The sequence below is a fragment of the Hymenobacter sp. H14-R3 genome, from assembly GCF_030063445.1.
Lineage (GTDB): Bacteria > Bacteroidota > Bacteroidia > Cytophagales > Hymenobacteraceae > Hymenobacter.
Genome location: NZ_JASITD010000035.1, coordinates 1 through 17,051 on the forward strand (window position 1 = coordinate 1; position 17,051 = coordinate 17,051).

Annotated in this window: 16 protein-coding genes; 2 read left to right on the forward strand and 14 right to left on the reverse strand. The window is 65.2% G+C overall.

The genetic code is table 11. From position 1 onward, the window contains the following. Positions 1 to 121: 121 nt before the first annotated feature. The 14 genes from QMK33_RS21055 to QMK33_RS21120 form a co-directional block, all read right to left on the reverse strand. Complete coding sequence (locus tag QMK33_RS21055; RefSeq protein WP_283566600.1) at positions 122 to 511, reverse strand: transposase; 390 nt, start codon at positions 509 to 511, stop codon at positions 122 to 124. A gap of 3 nt (positions 512 to 514) precedes the next feature. After that, positions 515 to 820: a hypothetical protein gene (locus QMK33_RS21060; RefSeq protein WP_283566601.1), complete on the reverse strand. Its 306-nt coding sequence runs from the start codon at positions 818 to 820 to the stop codon at positions 515 to 517. Between the two features lie 5 nt (positions 821 to 825). Beyond that, positions 826 to 1,293 (reverse strand): helix-turn-helix domain-containing protein, encoded by a 468-nt coding sequence (locus QMK33_RS21065; protein WP_283566602.1) that lies wholly within the window; start codon positions 1,291 to 1,293, stop codon positions 826 to 828. A gap of 391 nt (positions 1,294 to 1,684) precedes the next feature. Beyond that, complete coding sequence (gene hemF / locus QMK33_RS21070) at positions 1,685 to 2,599, reverse strand: oxygen-dependent coproporphyrinogen oxidase (protein ID WP_283566603.1); 915 nt, start codon at positions 2,597 to 2,599, stop codon at positions 1,685 to 1,687. 6 nt (positions 2,600 to 2,605) lie between these two features. Beyond that, entirely contained in the window at positions 2,606 to 3,508 is a 903-nt protein-coding gene (locus QMK33_RS21075) for a universal stress protein (protein WP_283566604.1), read from the reverse strand. 351 nt (positions 3,509 to 3,859) lie between these two features. After that, entirely contained in the window at positions 3,860 to 4,588 is a 729-nt protein-coding gene (locus QMK33_RS21080; RefSeq protein ID WP_283566605.1) for a sulfite exporter TauE/SafE family protein, read from the reverse strand. A 92-nt stretch (positions 4,589 to 4,680) separates the two neighbouring features. Continuing rightward, positions 4,681 to 5,139, reverse strand: coding sequence for a FixH family protein (locus QMK33_RS21085; RefSeq protein ID WP_283566606.1), 459 nt, complete (start codon positions 5,137 to 5,139; stop codon positions 4,681 to 4,683). 224 nt (positions 5,140 to 5,363) lie between these two features. Next, positions 5,364 to 6,773 (reverse strand): cytochrome c oxidase accessory protein CcoG, encoded by a 1,410-nt coding sequence (ccoG, locus tag QMK33_RS21090; RefSeq protein ID WP_283566607.1) that lies wholly within the window; start codon positions 6,771 to 6,773, stop codon positions 5,364 to 5,366. A gap of 163 nt (positions 6,774 to 6,936) precedes the next feature. Beyond that, positions 6,937 to 7,809, reverse strand: a complete 873-nt coding sequence (locus QMK33_RS21095) for a cbb3-type cytochrome c oxidase N-terminal domain-containing protein (protein WP_283566608.1) — start codon at positions 7,807 to 7,809, stop codon at positions 6,937 to 6,939. Beyond that, the gene (locus QMK33_RS21100; RefSeq protein WP_283566609.1) at positions 7,803 to 8,012 is read right to left on the reverse strand and encodes a hypothetical protein; all 210 of its coding nucleotides are present in this window, start codon (positions 8,010 to 8,012) and stop codon (positions 7,803 to 7,805) included. Before QMK33_RS21100 ends, QMK33_RS21095 begins: the two co-directional genes overlap by 7 nt. A gap of 39 nt (positions 8,013 to 8,051) precedes the next feature. After that, positions 8,052 to 10,262, reverse strand: a complete 2,211-nt coding sequence (gene ccoN / locus QMK33_RS21105; RefSeq protein ID WP_283566610.1) for a cytochrome-c oxidase, cbb3-type subunit I — start codon at positions 10,260 to 10,262, stop codon at positions 8,052 to 8,054. Positions 10,263 to 10,495: 233 nt separating this feature from the next. Beyond that, positions 10,496 to 10,672 carry a cbb3-type cytochrome oxidase assembly protein CcoS gene (gene ccoS / locus QMK33_RS21110; protein WP_283566611.1) on the reverse strand — a complete coding sequence of 59 codons (177 nt, stop codon included), beginning with the start codon at positions 10,670 to 10,672 and terminating at the stop codon, positions 10,496 to 10,498. A gap of 10 nt (positions 10,673 to 10,682) precedes the next feature. Beyond that, positions 10,683 to 13,256 (reverse strand): heavy metal translocating P-type ATPase, encoded by a 2,574-nt coding sequence (locus QMK33_RS21115; protein ID WP_283566612.1) that lies wholly within the window; start codon positions 13,254 to 13,256, stop codon positions 10,683 to 10,685. Positions 13,257 to 13,670: 414 nt separating this feature from the next. Continuing rightward, positions 13,671 to 13,979, reverse strand: coding sequence for a thioredoxin (locus tag QMK33_RS21120; RefSeq protein WP_283566613.1), 309 nt, complete (start codon positions 13,977 to 13,979; stop codon positions 13,671 to 13,673). Positions 13,980 to 14,221: 242 nt separating this feature from the next. Here QMK33_RS21120 and QMK33_RS21125 point away from each other — a divergent pair, with 242 nt between their 5' ends. Together QMK33_RS21125 and QMK33_RS21130 are read left to right on the forward strand one after the other, a co-directional pair. Next, positions 14,222 to 15,835 (forward strand): sensor histidine kinase, encoded by a 1,614-nt coding sequence (locus tag QMK33_RS21125; RefSeq protein ID WP_283566614.1) that lies wholly within the window; start codon positions 14,222 to 14,224, stop codon positions 15,833 to 15,835. Then, entirely contained in the window at positions 15,813 to 16,871 is a 1,059-nt protein-coding gene (locus QMK33_RS21130; protein WP_283566615.1) for a response regulator, read from the forward strand. The genes QMK33_RS21125 and QMK33_RS21130 overlap by 23 nt, the downstream gene beginning before the upstream one ends. Positions 16,872 to 17,051: the final 180 nt, after the last annotated feature.

The window sequence follows — 17,051 nt, forward strand, 5'->3', positions numbered from 1 at the left end:
TTCTTTCGCCAGTCCTCCAGGGTCTGGCGTTCCTCAGCGGTCAGAAACAAGCGATAAATTAGCATGACGAAAGCGCTTTTCTACGGAAAAGCCCACCAGACCCAATAAGGTTTTTCAACCACTAGTGGTCTGACAGTTTAATTTCGTCAGTTACTTTGGTCAATTCAGCGTATCTGTTTTTCAATTTATCGCGGGCCTTTTCGGTGGGGAAGGACCAACTGAGCTTGGTGGCAGCAGCGTTGCGCTTGGCTTGCCAAGCCAACGCTTCGTGTTCGAGTCGTTGCTGGGTGCCGCTGCGCTGGTCCAGGCACTGGCGGGAAAGGGCGGCAAATTCGATTGCAGCCATGTTGAGCCAGGAGCCGTGCTTGGGCGTGTAGTGGAATTCGAGGGTGTGGCGCAGTTGGCGGGCCGTTTCGACGGGCAGGTGTTCGTAAAAGGCCCCGTAGGTGTGGGTGCAGTAGTTGTCTTGCACGAGCTGGATTTTGGTCGCCTCGGGGTAGTGGGTTTGCACGAGCTAGTCCATAAAACGGGCGTAATCGCCCTTGTTTTTGGTCGTCGTGACCTGCAATTGGCGCTGGCCCGTGTCGAGATTATAGGCCAGCAGCACATGGCCGACGCCCTTTCGCACGTACTGCTGGTGTTCTTTTTGGGTCGCGTTGGGCTTAGACGGCAGCGGCGTGAGCACGTGGTCGAGCAGTTGGCAGGGCCGCTCGTCGAAACACAGGCGCACCACGCCCGCCGCGGCCGGGGCGCTGTAGACGTCGAGCACGTCCTCCAGGTTGGCCAGGTACTCGCCCGTGATGGTGCCGATGCACCACATTTCTTTCAGCCAGGGCTTGAGCTGGCTTTTTTTAACACCTGGCGAATCGTTTCCTTGGAAACGGCCGGTCCGTAGTTGAGGGAGACCAGGGTTTGGCTGAGCAGCGAGAGCGTCCAGCGGGCCGCACCGGCCGGCAAGTCGCTGCACGTCAGGCTGGTGATACGCGCTTCCAGGGCGGGCGTCACCTTCGGCGGTTGCCCGCTACGCGGGCGCTCTTCCAACGCCTGGGCCAGGCCCCCGGCCAGGTAGCGGCCTTTGAGGCGGTAATACTGGGTGGTGGAAATGCCCACTTCGGCCTGCACGGTGGCCGCTCCTTTGCCGCTGCTCATGGCCAGTAGGGCACGGGCGCGCGCTATTTTGCGGCTCTTGTGAGTGCCTTTTTTGACAATCGCCCGCAATTGGGCGGCATCAGCAGGCGGGAGGTGGACGGGTTTGGCCAGGCGGGGCATCAGCAAAAAATGGATGGTGTCCACTCGGTACTGTTACAAACGGAATTAAGTTGTCAGACCACTAGCACACCGGCTGCTTTGCTGAGTAGTGGGTATTACAGGTAAACTATGCGCAAGCTTACTGGCTGCCGCCCCAATGTATCGGCCGAGGCGCAGCGCGTAGCGCTAGTGGGTCGAGCCGACTAATTTGTCGGGTGCCGGTCGGACGCCGCAGGCATCCAGCTAGTTGCTGCTGGCTGACGACCGCGCGCCCAAAGCCCCACAACAACCGGCCGCCCGCCTGCGGCGTCGAGCTGACACCCGACACTGACTACAGAAATGCCCCGAGGCCCGTAATGTCCTTGGCTACTTCAGCGCCCATAAGTTTGCTGGCTAGCCGCGGCGGCCCGGCCTCATGCCCAGCCCATCAGCCGGCCTATGCTACGCCCTGGCGCAGCCAGGCCTGGGTGGCGGCCTCGGGCGAGCCGGGGGTGGGCGTGAGGTTATAGGCCCAGGCGGCGTGCGGCGGCAGGCTCATGAGGATGGACTCGGTGCGGCCGCCGGTTTCGAGGCCGAACTTGGTGCCGCGGTCGAGGGCCAGGTTAAACTCGGCGTAGCGGCCGCGGCGTACGGCCTGCCACTCCTGCTCGCGGGCAGTGTAGGGGCGGGCGCGGTTTTGGCGCATCAGGGCGGTGTAGGTGCGGCCGTAGACCTCGCCCACATCCTGCACGAAGGCGAATAGCTCGTCGAACGAGCCATCGACGCCCACCGTGAGCCGGTCGAAGAAAATGCCGCCCACGCCGCGCGTTTCCTGGCGGTGGGGCAGGTAAAAATACTCGTCGGCCCACTGTTTGAAGCGCGGGTAGTAGGCCGGGTCGTGGCGGTCGCAGGCGGCGCGCACCTGCGCGTGAAACCAGCGGGCCTGCGCCTCGTCCACGTACACGGGCGTCAAATCGAGGCCGCCACCAAACCAGGCTTCGCCGTTGCCGGCCTCGAAGTAGCGCACGTTCATATGCGAAATGGGCACGTGGGGGCTGCGCGGGTGCTGCACTACGCTCACGCCGGTGGCAAAGTAGCGGGCATCGGGCAGCAGCAATTGGCGGGCGGCGGCCGCGCCCAGCTCGCCGCGCACGGCCGAAAAATTCACGCCGCCCTTTTCCAGCACCGCCCCGCCCAGGATGACGCGCGTGCGCCCGCCCCCGCCGCTGGCGTGCGCCCACTGGTCTTCTTGAAAAGTAGCGGCCCCGTCGGCCCGCTCCAGCTGCTGGCACAGCCAGTTTTGAAATTCCCGCATCCAGGCTTCGACGGTGGCACGGGCGGCGGCAGGCGCCAGGGTGGGCTCGGTAGTCATTGGCAGTTAAAACGTTACCGTGGAAGGTTGCGCCGCGAGCCGGGCTTCGGCGGCCTGGCGCAGGCTGCAGCTGGCGCAGCTGGCGGCTGTGGGCAGGGTGCTGGTGGGCAGCAGCAGCACCGGAATGCCCAGGTGGTAGGCGTTGGTTTGGCGGTAGTGGGGGTTGAAAAAGCGCCGCACCAGGCAGCCGTCGGCCGTGCCCAGCACCAGCAGCTGGGCCCCTTGGCGGGCGCAGAATTCGCTGAGGCCCTCCAGGGCATCGTCGTCGGGCAGCAGGTGGGTGGTGGCGCCGGGCAGGTGGGTGCGCGCAGCCAGCAAGGCCTTTTTGAGGGGCGCGAGGCCCGCGCTGGTGGGCGCGTAAAACTGCACCAGGTCGAAGTGCGCCGGGGCCGTGCGGGCCAGGGCGGCCAGGGGCGCCAGCTGCGCGCCGCCGAGGCGGGCAAAATCGCCGGCCACCACCAGGCGGCCAGGCAGCGCGGGGTGGCCGGGCGGCACCACCAGCACCGGGCAACTCACGCGCTCGGGCAGCAGCAGCAGCGGCGCGCCGGCAGCGCTGGCCGCGGCGCAGTCGAGCAGGGCCAGGCCCGTCACCACGAGGTCGGCGCAGTAGCCGGTCACCAGCACTTGCAGGCAATTGGCCAGCGGCTCGGCGGCCACGTGGCAGAGGTAGGTGATGCGGCGGCCGCTCTGGCGCGTGAGCTGCTGGTAGCGCAGGCGCTCGGCCAGGGATTCGAGGCGGCGCAGCAGCGCGGTGCGCTCGTCGGGCGGCAGACCCAGGCCGGTGCCGGCGTGCACCAGCACGATTTCGGCGGGCAGGCGCACGGCGAGCTTGTTGGCGTACACCAGGGCATCTTCCGAAGCGGGGGTGAAGTCAATGGGAACGAGAATGGTTTGCAGAGCCGGGGTCATGGTGGAAAGGGCTTTTGAAGTTATTGTACTGATAATCAATAAGTTGATTATCAGGGAGGCCGGGTGCCGGTCCGCCGGTGCGAGTCGGCCGACCGGTTGTCGTTGTTACGTCCGGTACTGCGCAATGCTTTTTTATAGCAACGTGTTGGTATCAAATACTTTAGCCTGGGAAACTATTGGGTTCTTATCCAGTGGCAACATGCTGATATTGAATATTTTAAGTGAATGAAGTGCTTGACTCTGATTTAGCAGCAATGTACTGATTGTAAGTAACTTGAGCAAATGAAGCGTTCGGCCCTCGTTCAACGACAACCGGTCGGCCGGCTTCGTCGGCGGACCGGCACCTGGCCCTCAATGGCAATAGTGCACCGTGGCCGGCTGGTGCGTATGCTTACCTGAGGTAGTGGCCCCCAGGCCCGCCCCCAGCACCGGGCTGACGTAGGGAATACCCAGCCCCAGCCCGCGCAAAATGAATAGCCCCGCCAGCGCCAGCGCCGTCACGGGCACGGCCCGGCGCAGGCGCCGCCGCCAGGCCAGCGGCACCAGCTGCCCACTCAGCGACAGGGCCAGCATCAGCGGCAGGGTGCCCAGCCCAAACAGGCCCATGTAGGCCGCCGCGCCCCCGATGCCGGGCGCGCTCAGGGCCCCGGCCAGGGCCAGGTACACGAGGCCGCAGGGCAGCAGCCCGTTGAGCAAGCCGGTGGTGTAGAGGGCCCCCAGCCCCGGCCGCTGGTAGTAGTAGGCCAGCTGCGTTTTCACCCGGCCCAGCCCGGCGGCCAGCCCCAGCGCGCCCGCCGCGCGGCCCAGCCAGCGTTCGGGCGTGGCGACCAGCAGCAAAATCAGCCCGCCCGAGAGCAGCGATAACCCTTGCTGCCAGCCCGCCAGCCGCAGGCCCTGGCCCAGCGCGCCCGCCGCCGCGCCCAGCAGCGCGTAGGTGCTCACGCGGCCCAGGTTATAGAGCACGCGCCCGGCTACGTAGCGCGGCCCGCTCGCGCCCGGTAGCGCCAGCGCAATGGCCCCGCACATGCCCACGCAGTGGAAGCTACCCAGCAACCCAAATAAGAAACCAGCCCACAGCATAAGAAAGGGAAATGCCCCGGTCGGCCGGCGCTAGCCGGCCGACCGGTGGTCGTTGAAAGAAATTAACCGCCGTTGCCGGCCGCGCCAGTAGTTTAGATAGAAAGCTCTTCCTCAATAAAATACGCTTGGCCGCCGGCCGTGAAATCCAGCCGCAGCCGCCAGTGGCCGGGCTTCAGGCGGGCCGTGCTGAGCAGCTGCCGGGCCGGCTGGCCGGTGGGCGCGAAGGGGAGCGTGAAATCCAGCTTTTGGTCGGAGGGGCGGAAGAAGTGCACCAGGCCCCGCACGCCGGCTCCGGCCAGGGCGGGCGGCAGCTCCAGCGTCAGGCGCTGGGCGGCGGGCTCGTAGCGCACCTGCACCGGGGCGGGCAGGGCGGCCGTGCGCGCCACCGATTCCATACGCTGCTGATAGGCCAGCTCCTGCTTGTAATAATCGGGGCTCACCAGCTCCACCTCGGTGCGCATGGCCCGCTGCACCATGTAGCCGATGTAGCTGGCAAACAGCACGAACGTGGCAATGATGGCGTAGGGCCACAGGTTGCGTTGCGTAGACATGAGATGAGATGAAAAATGGCCCCTGGCCCGGTACTGCCCCGGTCCGCCGGCGCGAGCCGGCCGACCGGTTGTCGTTGAATCGAGCGGGTGGTTGCGCTGGTGATTGGTGCGTAATTGAAGGAGGCTGGTTTTCGTTGGCTGGGTTGGCTCGTTCAATGTCAGCCACTTGGCTCGTTCAACGACAACCGGTCGGCCGGCTCGCGCCGGCGGACCGGGGCAGGGCGCTACTGGCTCGGGCCCAGGAACTTGGTTTCGGTTTCCGTTATTAAGTGGCCTTGGCTGAAGACCCCGATGCGGATTTTCTGGTTGGTGGTGTGCAGGGCTGAGCGGGGCAGCTCGGCAAAAAAGACACCCTCCGTGATGCCCTGGGCGGGCAGTTGCAGCCCATCGGTGCCGACCAGGGCAATGTGGCCGCCGGCTGGCTCCAATACCCGCAGGGTGAGGGGGTAGGGCTGGTTGGTTTTGTTGAGCAGCGAGATATTGTAGAGGTTGGTAATGGTGCCGTGGTCGGTTTTTTGAAACAGCTGGCCGGGCGTGCGCAGCACCGTGGCCGCTACGTTGGCCCGCGAGGCTAGCAGGCCCACGAGTACCACCAGCAGCACCCCCAGCACCCCCGACAGCGCCTTTACGCGGCCCGTGAGCCGGAACTTGGTGCCGGTGGCAATGCCATTGACGGAGGCGTGGCGGATGAGGCCCTGGGGCAAGTTCACCAGGTCCATGATGCTGTTGCAGGCGTCGATGCAGGCTGTGCAATTGGTGCATTCGAGCTGAGTAGCGCCGTCGCGGATGTCGATGCCGGTGGGGCACACCTGCACGCACTGGTGGCAGTCGATGCAGTCGCCGGCGGTGCGGACTTCGTTTTTGCGACGCTTTTCGCGCGGCTCGCCCCGCTGATAATCATAGGCTACCACCAAGCTGTCTTGGTCGAGCAGCACGCCCTGCAAGCGGCCGTAGGGGCACACAATGGTGCACACCTGCTCGCGAAACCGCGCAAACACGGCGTAGAATACGCCCGTGAACAGCCCCATCGCGGCCAGGCCCTCTAGGTGGGCCGTGGGCGCATCGGTGATGATGCGCAGCAGCGCCTCGGTGCCGATGATGTAGGCCAGGAATGTGTTGGCAATCAAGAAGGAAACCCCCGCGAACAGCGCGTGCTTGGTGGTTTTGCGCCAGAGCTTATCCCAGTCCAGCTCGCGCCTGTCAAGGGATTTTTGCTGGGGCGCGTCACCTTCCAGCCAGTATTCGATGCGCCGGAATACCATCTCCAAAAAGATGGTTTGCGGGCACACCCAGCCGCAAAACACGCGCCCGTACACCACCGTGAACAGGATGATGAACACCAGAAACGTGAGCGAGGCCAGCAGCAGCACGAAGAAATCCTGGGGCCAGAAAATCTGGCCGAAAATGATAAACCGGCGCGCCGGCAGGTTCAGCAGCAGCACCGGCAGCCCATTGATGCGCAGCCAGGGCCCCGCAAACAGCACCGCCAAAAACCCGTAGCTCAGCCACTTGCGGTAGTCGTAGAGCCGCCCGCCCGGCTGCTTGGGATACAGCCACACCCGCTCGCCCGCCGCGCTTATCGTCGAGAGCGAATCGCGGTACGAATCGTCGGGCTTGAATTGGGTACTGGGCATGGCGAGGGTAAAAAGGGTCGTTATCCGGTCCGCCGGCGCAAGCCGGCCGACCGGTTGTCGTTGCAATCGTGAAAAGGAGTCGTTACCCCGGTCCGCCGGCGCAAGCCGGCCGACCGGTTGTCGTTGCTGATGTTGTTAAGCTTGCGCCGGCGGACCGGGGCGGCTACAGCTTAGCTACCGGCTTGCCGGCGGCTTCTTTCTCGCCCTGCGGCGCTTTGGGGTTGGCGGGTTTCGAGCCTTGCAGGCTCAGGGCGTAGGAGGCTACTTGCAGCATCTGCTTGCCCGAGAGCTTGCCCTTCCAGGCCACCATACCCTTGCCGTTGACGCCGAATTTGATGGTTTTGTAGACGTTGTTCACGTTGCCGCCGTGCAGCCAGAATTCGTCCGTGAGGTTGGGGCCGACTTTGCCCTCGGCGTTGGCCCCGTGGCAGGGGGCGCAGTTGGTGGCGAAGATGGATTTGCCGCTGCTCAGGTCGGTGGGGGCGGTGAGGGCGGCGTAGGTCGTGACCTGGTTGGGGTCGTCGCCACCCACGGGCACGAAGAGCGCGGCCTGTTGCATTTCGGCGGCGTATTCGGCCCCCTGCAGCTGGCCAGTGCGCATTACGTGGTAGTAGCCCACGTAGCCGATGGCGAACACCACGGTGAAGGCGAAGCCCCATTTCCACCACGGCGGCAGGTCGTTGTCAAACTCGTGAATGCCGTCGTAGTCGTGGTCCAGCAGCTCGTCGCGGTATTCGCCGCGCACCAGCCGGGCGTCGCCCACCAGCAGGCCCAGCACCTGGCCGCTCCAGGTGTCGTGCACCGTGGGCAGGTCGTAGAGCTGGCGTAGCTGCGGCTTCATTTTCACCACAATAGCTGTGCCCGTGAGCACCAGCACCAGTAGCAGCAGTACTATCAGGCCCACCAGCGTGCCCAGCAGCAGCTCCTGCCCACTGAGGGTGGCGGCGGGCGGGGCGGCAGCGGGCGTTTGGGCCCCGGCGGCGTAGCCGGCCAGCAGGCCTGCGGCTACGAAGGATAACGTGCGGTGGGCTAGCATACTACGTCATGCTCCAGCTGAGCTTTCAGGGCCTCGGCCTCGTCTTCGCCGGCTAGCGGCAGCTGGCTCATGGTGCTGAGGTGCTGCTTGTTGGCCACCAGCACGTACACCAGCAGGGCCGCGAAGAACAGAAAGAAGATAACGAAGGAGATAAGCGGGTAAATGGTGATGCCCGCGATGGATTGCAAGACGTTCTTTTCCATGATAGTAAGCGAGTTAAGGAGGATAGTAGGCCGGCGGTACTACTGCGCCGCCGCCGTGGCAGTAGCCTGCTCGGGCTTCACCTTGATGTCGGTGCCCAGGCGCTGGAGGTAGGCGATGAGGGCCACGATTTCGCGGTCCGATTTCACGTCGATGTCCTCCGTTTTGAGGGCGGCGGCCACGCTGCGGGCCTGGGCCTGGGCGTCGGCCACGGCCAGGCGGTCGAAGCCGGCGGGGTAGGGTGTGCCCAGCTTTTGCAACACCCGGATTTTGGCGGGCAGCGTGCTGTTATCCAGTTGATTATCAAATAACCACGGGTAGGCGGGCATGATGGAGCCCGGCGACATGCTGGTGGGGTCCATCATGTGGTTGTAGTGCCACGAGTTGGGGTACTTGGCCCCCACGCGGTGCAGGTCGGGCCCGGTGCGCTTGCTGCCCCACAAAAAGGGCCGGTCGTACACAAATTCGCCCGCCTTGGAGTACTCGCCGTAGCGCTCGGTTTCGGAGCGGAAGGGGCGCACCATCTGGGTGTGGCAGTTCGAGCAGCCCTCCTTGATGTAGAGGTCGCGGCCCTGCAACTCCAGCGGCCGGTAGGGGTGCACCGCCGCAATGGTGGGCACGTTGCTTTTGACCAAGAAGGTGGGCACCATCTCCACGGCCCCGCCGATGGCAATGGCCACCGTGGCCCCGATGCTGAGCTGCACCGGGCGGCGCTCAATCCAGCGGTGCCAGTGGCCGCCCTGGGCGTGCGGGTCCTGGGCTTCGGGCAGCAGCGCCGGGGCCTGGGCGGGCTCGTTGGCCAGCAGCGTGCCGGCCTTAGCGGTCTGGTACAAATTGTACATCATCAAGAATACGCCGCTCAGATACAGCAGCCCGCCTACGCCGCGCAAATAGTACATGGGCACGATTTGCAGCACGGTTTCCAGGAAGTTGGGGTATTGCAGCATGCCCTCGCTGTTGAACTGCTTCCACATCAGCCCCTGCGTGAAGCCGGCCCAGTAGAGCGGCAGCGCGTAGAACAAAATGCCCAGCGTGCCCAGCCAGAAGTGCGTGTTAGCCAGCTTCTTGGAGAACAGCGGCGTGCGGTACAGGCGCGGCCACAGCCAGTAGAGCATCCCGAAGGTGAGGAAGCCGTTCCAGCCCAGGGCCCCCACGTGCACGTGGGCCACAATCCAGTCGGTGAAGTGGGCAATGGCGTTCACGTTCTTGAGCGCCAGCATGGGCCCCTCGAAGGTGGCCATGCCGTAGGCCGTGATGGCGACCACAAAAAACTTGAGCACCGGCTCGGTGCGCACCCGGTCCCAGGCGCCGCGCAGCGTCAGCAGGCCGTTTATCATGCCGCCCCAGCTCGGCGCAATCAGCATAATGCTGAAGGCCACGCCCAGGCTCTGGGCCCAGTCGGGCAGGGCGGTGTACAGCAAGTGGTGCGGCCCGGCCCAGATGTAAATGAAAATCAGCGCCCAGAAGTGAATGATACTGAGCCGGTAAGAGTACACCGGCCGCTCGGCCGCCTTGGGTAGGAAGTAGTACATCAGGCCCAGGTAGGGCGTGGTGAGGAAAAACGCCACCGCGTTGTGGCCGTACCACCACTGCACCAGCGCGTCCTGCACGCCGGCATACATCGAGTAGCTTTTCATAAAGCTCACCGGCAGCGCCATCGAATTCACGATGTGCAGCACCGCCACCGTGATGAACGTGGCGATGTAAAACCAGATGGCCACGTACAAATGCCGCTCGCGCCGCCGGGCAATGGTGCCGAACATGTTCCAGCCAAATACCACCCAAATCACCGTAATAGCAATATCAATTGGCCACTCCAGCTCAGCGTATTCCTTGCTGCTGGTGTAGCCCAGCGGCAGCGTAATCACGGCCGACACGATAATGAGCTGCCAGCCCCAAAAGTGGATTTTGCTAAGCACGTCGGAGAACATCCGGGCCCGGCACAGCCGCTGCAACGAATAGTACACGCCCGTGAAAATGCCGTTGCCCACAAAGGCAAAAATGACGGCATTGGTGTGCAGCGGCCGCAGGCGGCCAAACGTGGTGTAGCGCGTCACGTTGAGCTCGGGCCGGGCCAGCTCGAAGGCGATAATGACCCCCACCAGCATCCCAATGATGCCCCAGATGACGGTGGCAATGCCAAAGTCGCGCACAATCTTATTGTCGTAGAAAAACGACTCCACGCCCCGCGCGGGGAGCGGTAGGGCCGTCGGCCGCGGCCGGGTGGCGGGTGATTCAAGTTCGGCTTGCATGCCCTGAGAAGTAGGTGATTTACTGCTCCAAAGGTCCCCCGGCCCCCCATCAGGCCACATGACGCCGCTTAAGCCCCGGCTTGATTGATATCAAACGCGCTCTAGCAGTCGTCGCCCCGGTCCGCCGACAAAGCCGGCCGACCAGTTGTCGTTGCAGGCATGTGGGGTACCATTGCGAACGGCCGTCAACCACGCAGGCTTAACAACGTCAGCAACGACAACTGGTCGGCCGGCTAGCGCCGGCGGACCGGGGTGGCTGGCTCGGCCGGCGCTTCATCATCAAACAACATTCGCACCGAGGGCGTGTAGGCGTCGTCGTACTGCCCGCTGCGCACCGCCCACAGAAAGGCTGCTAGAAACAAGAGCGCAACCAGCAGGCTGAGGCCAATCAACAGAAAGATAATCGTCATAAAATCAAGCTTATAAATGGTGATGGCGGGCCGCCCAACGCACCAGCAAGGTGGCCACTATCATCACGCTGAGCGAGCTGAGGGGCATGAGAATGGCCGACGCGATGGGCGTGAAACGCCCCTGCACGGCCAGCGTTAGCCCCACCGCGTTGTAGCACAGCGAGAGCACGAACGTGACCAGCACCACCCGCAGGCAGGCCCGCGCAAAGCCCAGAAACGTGGTCAGCTGCCTCAATTCGCCCGCTTCCAGAATGGCGTCGCAGGCGGGCGAGAAGTTGGTGAGCGTGTCGGTGAGGGCGATGCCCGCGTTGGCGGCGCGCAGGGCCCCCGCGTCGTTCAGCCCGTCGCCAATCATGACTACGGTGTGGCCCTGGGCGCGCTCGGCGGCGATGTAGGCGAGCTTGTCGGCCGGCGACTGGCCGAAGCGTAGCTCCGCCGCCGGGCCGAGCAGGGCGCGCAGCCGGGGCCGCTCGGCGTCGGTATCGCCCGAGAGCACGGCCAAGCGGTAGCGCTGGCCCAGGGCCGCCAGCACGGCCGGCAGGGCCGGGCGATACACATTGCGAAAGGTGAAATAGCCGGCCGGCTCCCCATCCAGCGCCACGTACACGCTGGTTTCGGGGGCGCCCGCCGGTCCGTCGGCGCAAGCCGGCCGGCCGGTTGTCGTTGCGGGCATTAGGGCCGCCGGTGTACCTGTTTGCGTTGAGAATTCCGTAGGCTCACTTACTTCCTTCGACAACAATGGCAATCGTTCTGATGCCCGCAACGACAACCGGTCGGCCGGCTGCGCCGGCGGACTGGCGAACGCCCCCACAAATGCGGCCGACCCTAGCCGCAGCGCTTGCCCGCTTGCGGCCGTGGCGTGCAAGCCCTGGCCGGGGTACTCCTGGCAGGCGGCCAGAGGTAGGGCCTCGGTGGCCAGCTCGCGGGCCAGGCGCTGGCTGAGGGGGTGCGTGGACTGCGCTGCCGCGGTGGCAATGAGTTGTTTTTCAGCTACTAATAACGGCCGGCCGTGGTACTGCACCGCCGACTGCGTGGGGTCGGTGAGGGTGCCGGTTTTGTCGAAGACCAGCGTGTCGGCGCGGGCCAGGGTTTCGATAACGGCGGCGTTTTTGAGGTAGAGCTTGTGGCGGCCCAACACCCGCAGCGCTGCCCCCAGGGCAAAAGGTGTGGCCAGCGATAACGCGCACGGGCAGGCAATAACCAGCACCGACGTGAATGCCCGCCACATGGTGGCCTGGTCGCGGGGGCCCCAGTAGGCCAGGGTGCCGGCGGCCAGCAGCAGCGTGAGGGCCACGAAGTAGCGGCCCGCGTGGTTGGCGTAGGTTTCGAGAGTGGGGCCCGCCGCGTCTTTGGTGAAGGCGGGGTTGTTCCAGAGCTGGGTGAGGTAGCCCTGCGACACGCCGCGCACCACTTCCAGCTCCAGGGCCTCGCCCAGCTGCCGGCCGCCGGCGTACACCAGGTCGCCGGCGGCGCGGGCCACCGGGGTGCTCTCGCCCGATACGAACGAGTAGTCGATTTGGCCCGCGCCGCGCCGCAGCACGGCATCGGCCGGAATAACTTCCTGGTGCCGCACCCGGATGCGGTGGCCCACCGCCAGCTCCTGCACCGAAATGGACTGCTCGCCGGCCGGCGTGAGGCGCGTCACGGCCACCGGAAAATAGGCCGTGTAGTCGCGGTCGAAGCGCAGCGCGTCGTAGGTGCGCTGCTGCACCCACTTGCCAATCAGCATGAAAAACACCAGCCCCGTAAACGAGTCGAAGTAGCCCGGCCCGCGCCCCGCCAGCACCTCCAACGTACTGACGCTGAACAGCGAAGCTAGCCCCAGGCTAATGGGAAAATCGAGGTTGATGTGGCGCTGCCGCAGCCCCTGCCCGGCCGAGCGGAAGAACCCGCGGGCACTGTACAGCAGCACCGGCAGCGCCAGCGCCAGGCTCAGGTACCCAAAAAACCGCCCGAACCCGGCCTGCAAATCTTCTACAAAGGAGAAGTAATCGGGCAGGGCCAGCAGCATTACGTTGCCGAAGGCGAAGGCCGCCAGCCCCAGCTGGTAGTACAAGGTATGGCTGGCGCGGTGCGGCTGCGCGCCCAGCTCGGCCAGCGTAATCTGCGGCTCGTAGCCCACCGAGGCCAGGAGCTGCACCACCTCGGGCAGGCTGATGTCGGCTAGTAAGTAAGTGATGGTGATTTCTTTACGCAAAAACTGCACCCGCGCCTCCACCACGCCGGCGTGCAGCCGGGGCAGGTGCTCCAGCAGCCAGATGCAGGAGGTGCAGTGCATCTGGGGCACGTGCAGCGTGAGGCGGGCCCGCTCGGCCGAGCGAAACGAGAGCAGGTGCGCCTGCACGGCCTCCGAGGCCAGGTAGTCGAAGCGGCCGGGCAGCTCTACTTCCTTGATTTTCAGCCCTGGCCGCTCGCCCAGGGCGTAGTAGGTGCAGAGCTGGCTGGTGGCCAGCAGCTCATACACGGTGCGGCAGCCGGCGCAGCAAAACGGCAGCTCGGCCAGCCGCAGTGGCTCGGCCGGGCAGGCATCGCCGCAGTGGGCGCAGGCCAGGTGGGTGGCAGTTGGTTCGAGGAGGACGGGCACGGCAACGGGCGCAAGGACGATGGGCCACAAAGCTCCGGCCCTCACTTGGCGGAAGCCATGACGCGCATCAGGCCCGCGCTTGATTGCGGTTGGCGGGTGGCCGGCCAGCGCTGAAGCAAGCGTTTACCTGATTAAAATCAGGTAAACGCTTGCTTTTTGTCACGGCTGCGCGCGTGCGGAAAGCCGAATTTTGTCCTTTACACCCGCCGGTGCGCGCCCGTTCCGGCCGGCGCAAGCCGGCCGGCCGGTTGTTGCAGGCGTTTGGCTGGTGTTGAAACCGGTTGTTGGGTAGCTTAGTCATCAACTACCTATCAATCAGATAGTTAGGTATAAGCAACGGCAACCGGCCGGCTTGCGTCGGCGGCCCGGGCCAGCCACATCCTTCTTAAACACAATCCATACATTATCAACAACTTACCCTGCACCAGCCGCTGCCAGCAGGCTGGCCACGAGCGCGTCGCTCTCGGGCCAGCCTGGCTGCCGCCACAGCTCGATGCCCTCGCGCACCAGTACGCAGGCGGGCAGCTGGGCCACGGCAAAGCTGCGCACCACGCTGGCGTGGGTGTCGTCGTCGAGGCGCAGCACCCGCACGGCGGGGCCCAGCCGGCACTGGAGGTCGTTGAGTTGGGCCGGGGTGGGCAGCTGGCCGGCCCGGCCGGCCGGCACCAGCACCAGCAGCACGGCGGGCGCCAGCAGGTCGGGCGGGAAGGGGGCAATGGACATGGGCGGCGGAGAGTCGGAGTGGGCAGCAAAACTATTCTGGCCCGCCCCGCCCGCCCATGATGCCCGACAAATCGCCGCTTGATAGTCATCAAGCCCCGCCCTGGTTGCTGGGGCGTATACTGTGAAGCTTACTACTGCGCCGGCAGCTGCGGCAACCGTTCCGCCGGCCGCACCGACAACCGGTCGGCCGGCGCGCGCCGGCCGACCGAAGCGGCCGATTCTATCAACCCCGTTTATTTTCTATGCTCAGCGACCCTTTTAGCAGTGCTGCCGCCGAGGTGCTCATCACCCAAGCCCCCGATTTTGTGGGTATTTACGACGTGGCCCAGGGCTGGTTTATGCGCGTCAATCCGGCCGGGGTGCGCTTGCTGGGCTACTCCTCTGAGGAGGCCTTTTTGACCGACCCCGCGCGGGTGCTGCCTACCCCCGCCGTGCCGCCCGCCCGCTGGGCGCACCTGCGCGAGCAGGCCCGGCGCGTGGGCCCCCAGGCCCTGGAGGCCGAGGTGGGCCGGCGCCAGGGCCCGCCGTTCTGGGCGCGCATCGAGCTCACGGCTTTTCAGGTGAAAGAGGCTGATTACCTGCTAGTTCGTCTCAGCGAGCAGGGGCGCTTGCAGCAGGCCGAGCGCGCGCTGGCCCAGAGTGTGCGGCGCTTTGAGGCCGTGTTTACGCACGCCACCATCGGCATTGTGGTGTGCGACGAGCGGGGCCGCATCGTGTCGGCCAACCAGCTGGCCCACCAGCTGTTTGGCTACGCGGCCGGCGCGCTCGACGGCCAGCTTATCGAGGTGCTGGTGCCCCAGGCGGCCGGCCGCCGCCACGAAAAATTGCGCGAGTCGTTCACGGCCCGCCCCCAGGTGCGCACCATGGGGGCCCATAACGGGGAGCTTCAGGGCCTGCGCCACAACGGCTCGGTGTTCCCAGTCGAGGTCAGCCTGAGCTACTTCTACCTCGATGAGGAGCTGTACGCCGTGTCGTATATTCTCGACATTACCTACAAGAAAGAGTTTGAGCAGCAGCTTATTGCCGGCAGCCAGCGCGTGGCCGCCCTCAACGCCGACCTGGAGCAGCGCGTGACCGAGCGCACCCACGCGCTCATGAACACCCTGGAGCAATTGCAGCTGCGTAAAAACGAGCTGGCCAAGGCCCTGGCCGCCGAGCAGGAGCTGGGCGAGCTCAAGTCGCGCTTCGTGAGCATGGCCTCGCACGAGTTTCGCACGCCGCTCACGGCCGTGCTCACCTCGGCTGCGCTCATTGCCGAGTACCCGGCCACCGAGCAGCAGGACAAGCGCCTGCGCCACCTGGAGCGCATTCGCACGTCGGTGAAGCACCTGAATGATATTCTGGAGGAATTTTTATCGGTGGGGCGCATTGAGGAGGGCAAAATTGAGGCCCAGCCCGCCCGCCTCGACCTGCCCGCGCTGCTGCGCGACGTGGTGGCCGACGTGCAGGGCCTGCGCAAAACCGGTCAGCGCATCGAGCAGGCCACCAACTGCCCGGAGCCCATTTGGCTCGACCCGTCGCTGCTGCGCAAAATCCTGGTCAACCTGCTGTCCAACGCCCTCAAGTACTCGGGCGAAAACACGGTGGTGGCGGTGGCCGCCACCTGCCAGGCGGGCGCGCTCACGCTCACCGTGGCCGACCAGGGGGTGGGTATTTCGGAGGAAGACCAGGCCCACTTGTTCGAGCGATTTTTCCGGGCCCGCAACGCCGCCAACGTGCCCGGCACCGGCCTGGGCCTCTACATTATTGCCCGCTACCTGGAGCTGCTGCACGGCCATATTACCCTGCAAAGCGCACTGGGCCAGGGTACTACCGTCACCATTACCGTTCCGTATGAAAACCATTCTGCTGATTGAGGACAACGACTTCATTCGCGAAAACACCGCCGAAATTCTGGAGCTTACCGGCTACTGCGTGCGCACGGCCGCCGATGGCCAGGCCGGCGTGACGCAGGCCCTGGCCGAGCGCCCCGACCTGGTGCTGTGCGACATTATGATGCCCGTGCTCGACGGCTACGGCGTGCTCCACATCTTCAACCAAAACCCGCGCCTGGCGGGCATACCGTTCATCTTCCTCACCGCCAAAACCGAGCGCGCCGACCTGCGCCGCGGCATGGCCCTGGGCGCCGATGACTACCTCACCAAGCCCTTCGAAAAGAGCGACTTACTAAGCGCCGTGAGCGGCCGCCTCAGCCGCTTCCAGCACCTACAGCCCGCCTACGACCTGCGTGCCAACGGCCTGCCCGAGTTCCTGGCCGATGCCCAGCAGGCGGGTAGCCTGGCCAGCCTTTCGGCCGACCGCCGGCCCCACGCCGTGCCCCGCAAGCAGATTATTTATGCCGAGGGCGACGAGGCCACCCGGCTCTACTTCGTGCAGGCCGGCCGGGTCAAAATCAGCAAAACCACCGCCGCCGGTAAGGAGCTGATAACGGGTATTTGCGCCGCTGGCGAGTTCTTTGGCTACCGGGCCCTGCTGGCCGGCTCGCCCCACCACGACGCAGCCGTGGCCCTCGACGACTGCACGCTGCGCTACATCCCAGCCGACGACTTTGCGCAGCTGCTGCTGCGCAACCCCGAGGTGAGCCAGCAGTTTGTGCGCATGCTGGCCAACCGGGCCGACCAGCAGGATACCCAGCTGCTGGACCTGGCCTACGGCTCGCTGCGCAAGCGCGTGGCCGACAGCCTCTTGCACTTGCACGCGCAGCAGCTCCTGCTGGCCCCGGCCGACCCGCTCATCCAGTTGGCCCGCGAGGATATGGCTGCCCTCATCGGCACCACGCCCGAGTCACTGAGCCGCATCCTGAGCGAGTTCCGCCAGGACGAGAGCATTGAGCTGACGCCCAAGTTTATTAAGGTTTTGCAGCCCGATAAGCTGCGCCGTAGTAATTGGTAACCAGTCCGGTAGCTCCGGCGCAGCCGGCCGGCCGGCCGGCCGGTTGCCGCGTGAACGATGGCTGCACGACCGGCCCGAGCGGAGCTGCCGGACCGGTTGTCGCGTGACTGATGGCTGCACGACCGGCCCGAGCGGCGCACGCGGCAACCGGTCGGCCGGCTGCGCCGGAGCTACCGGATT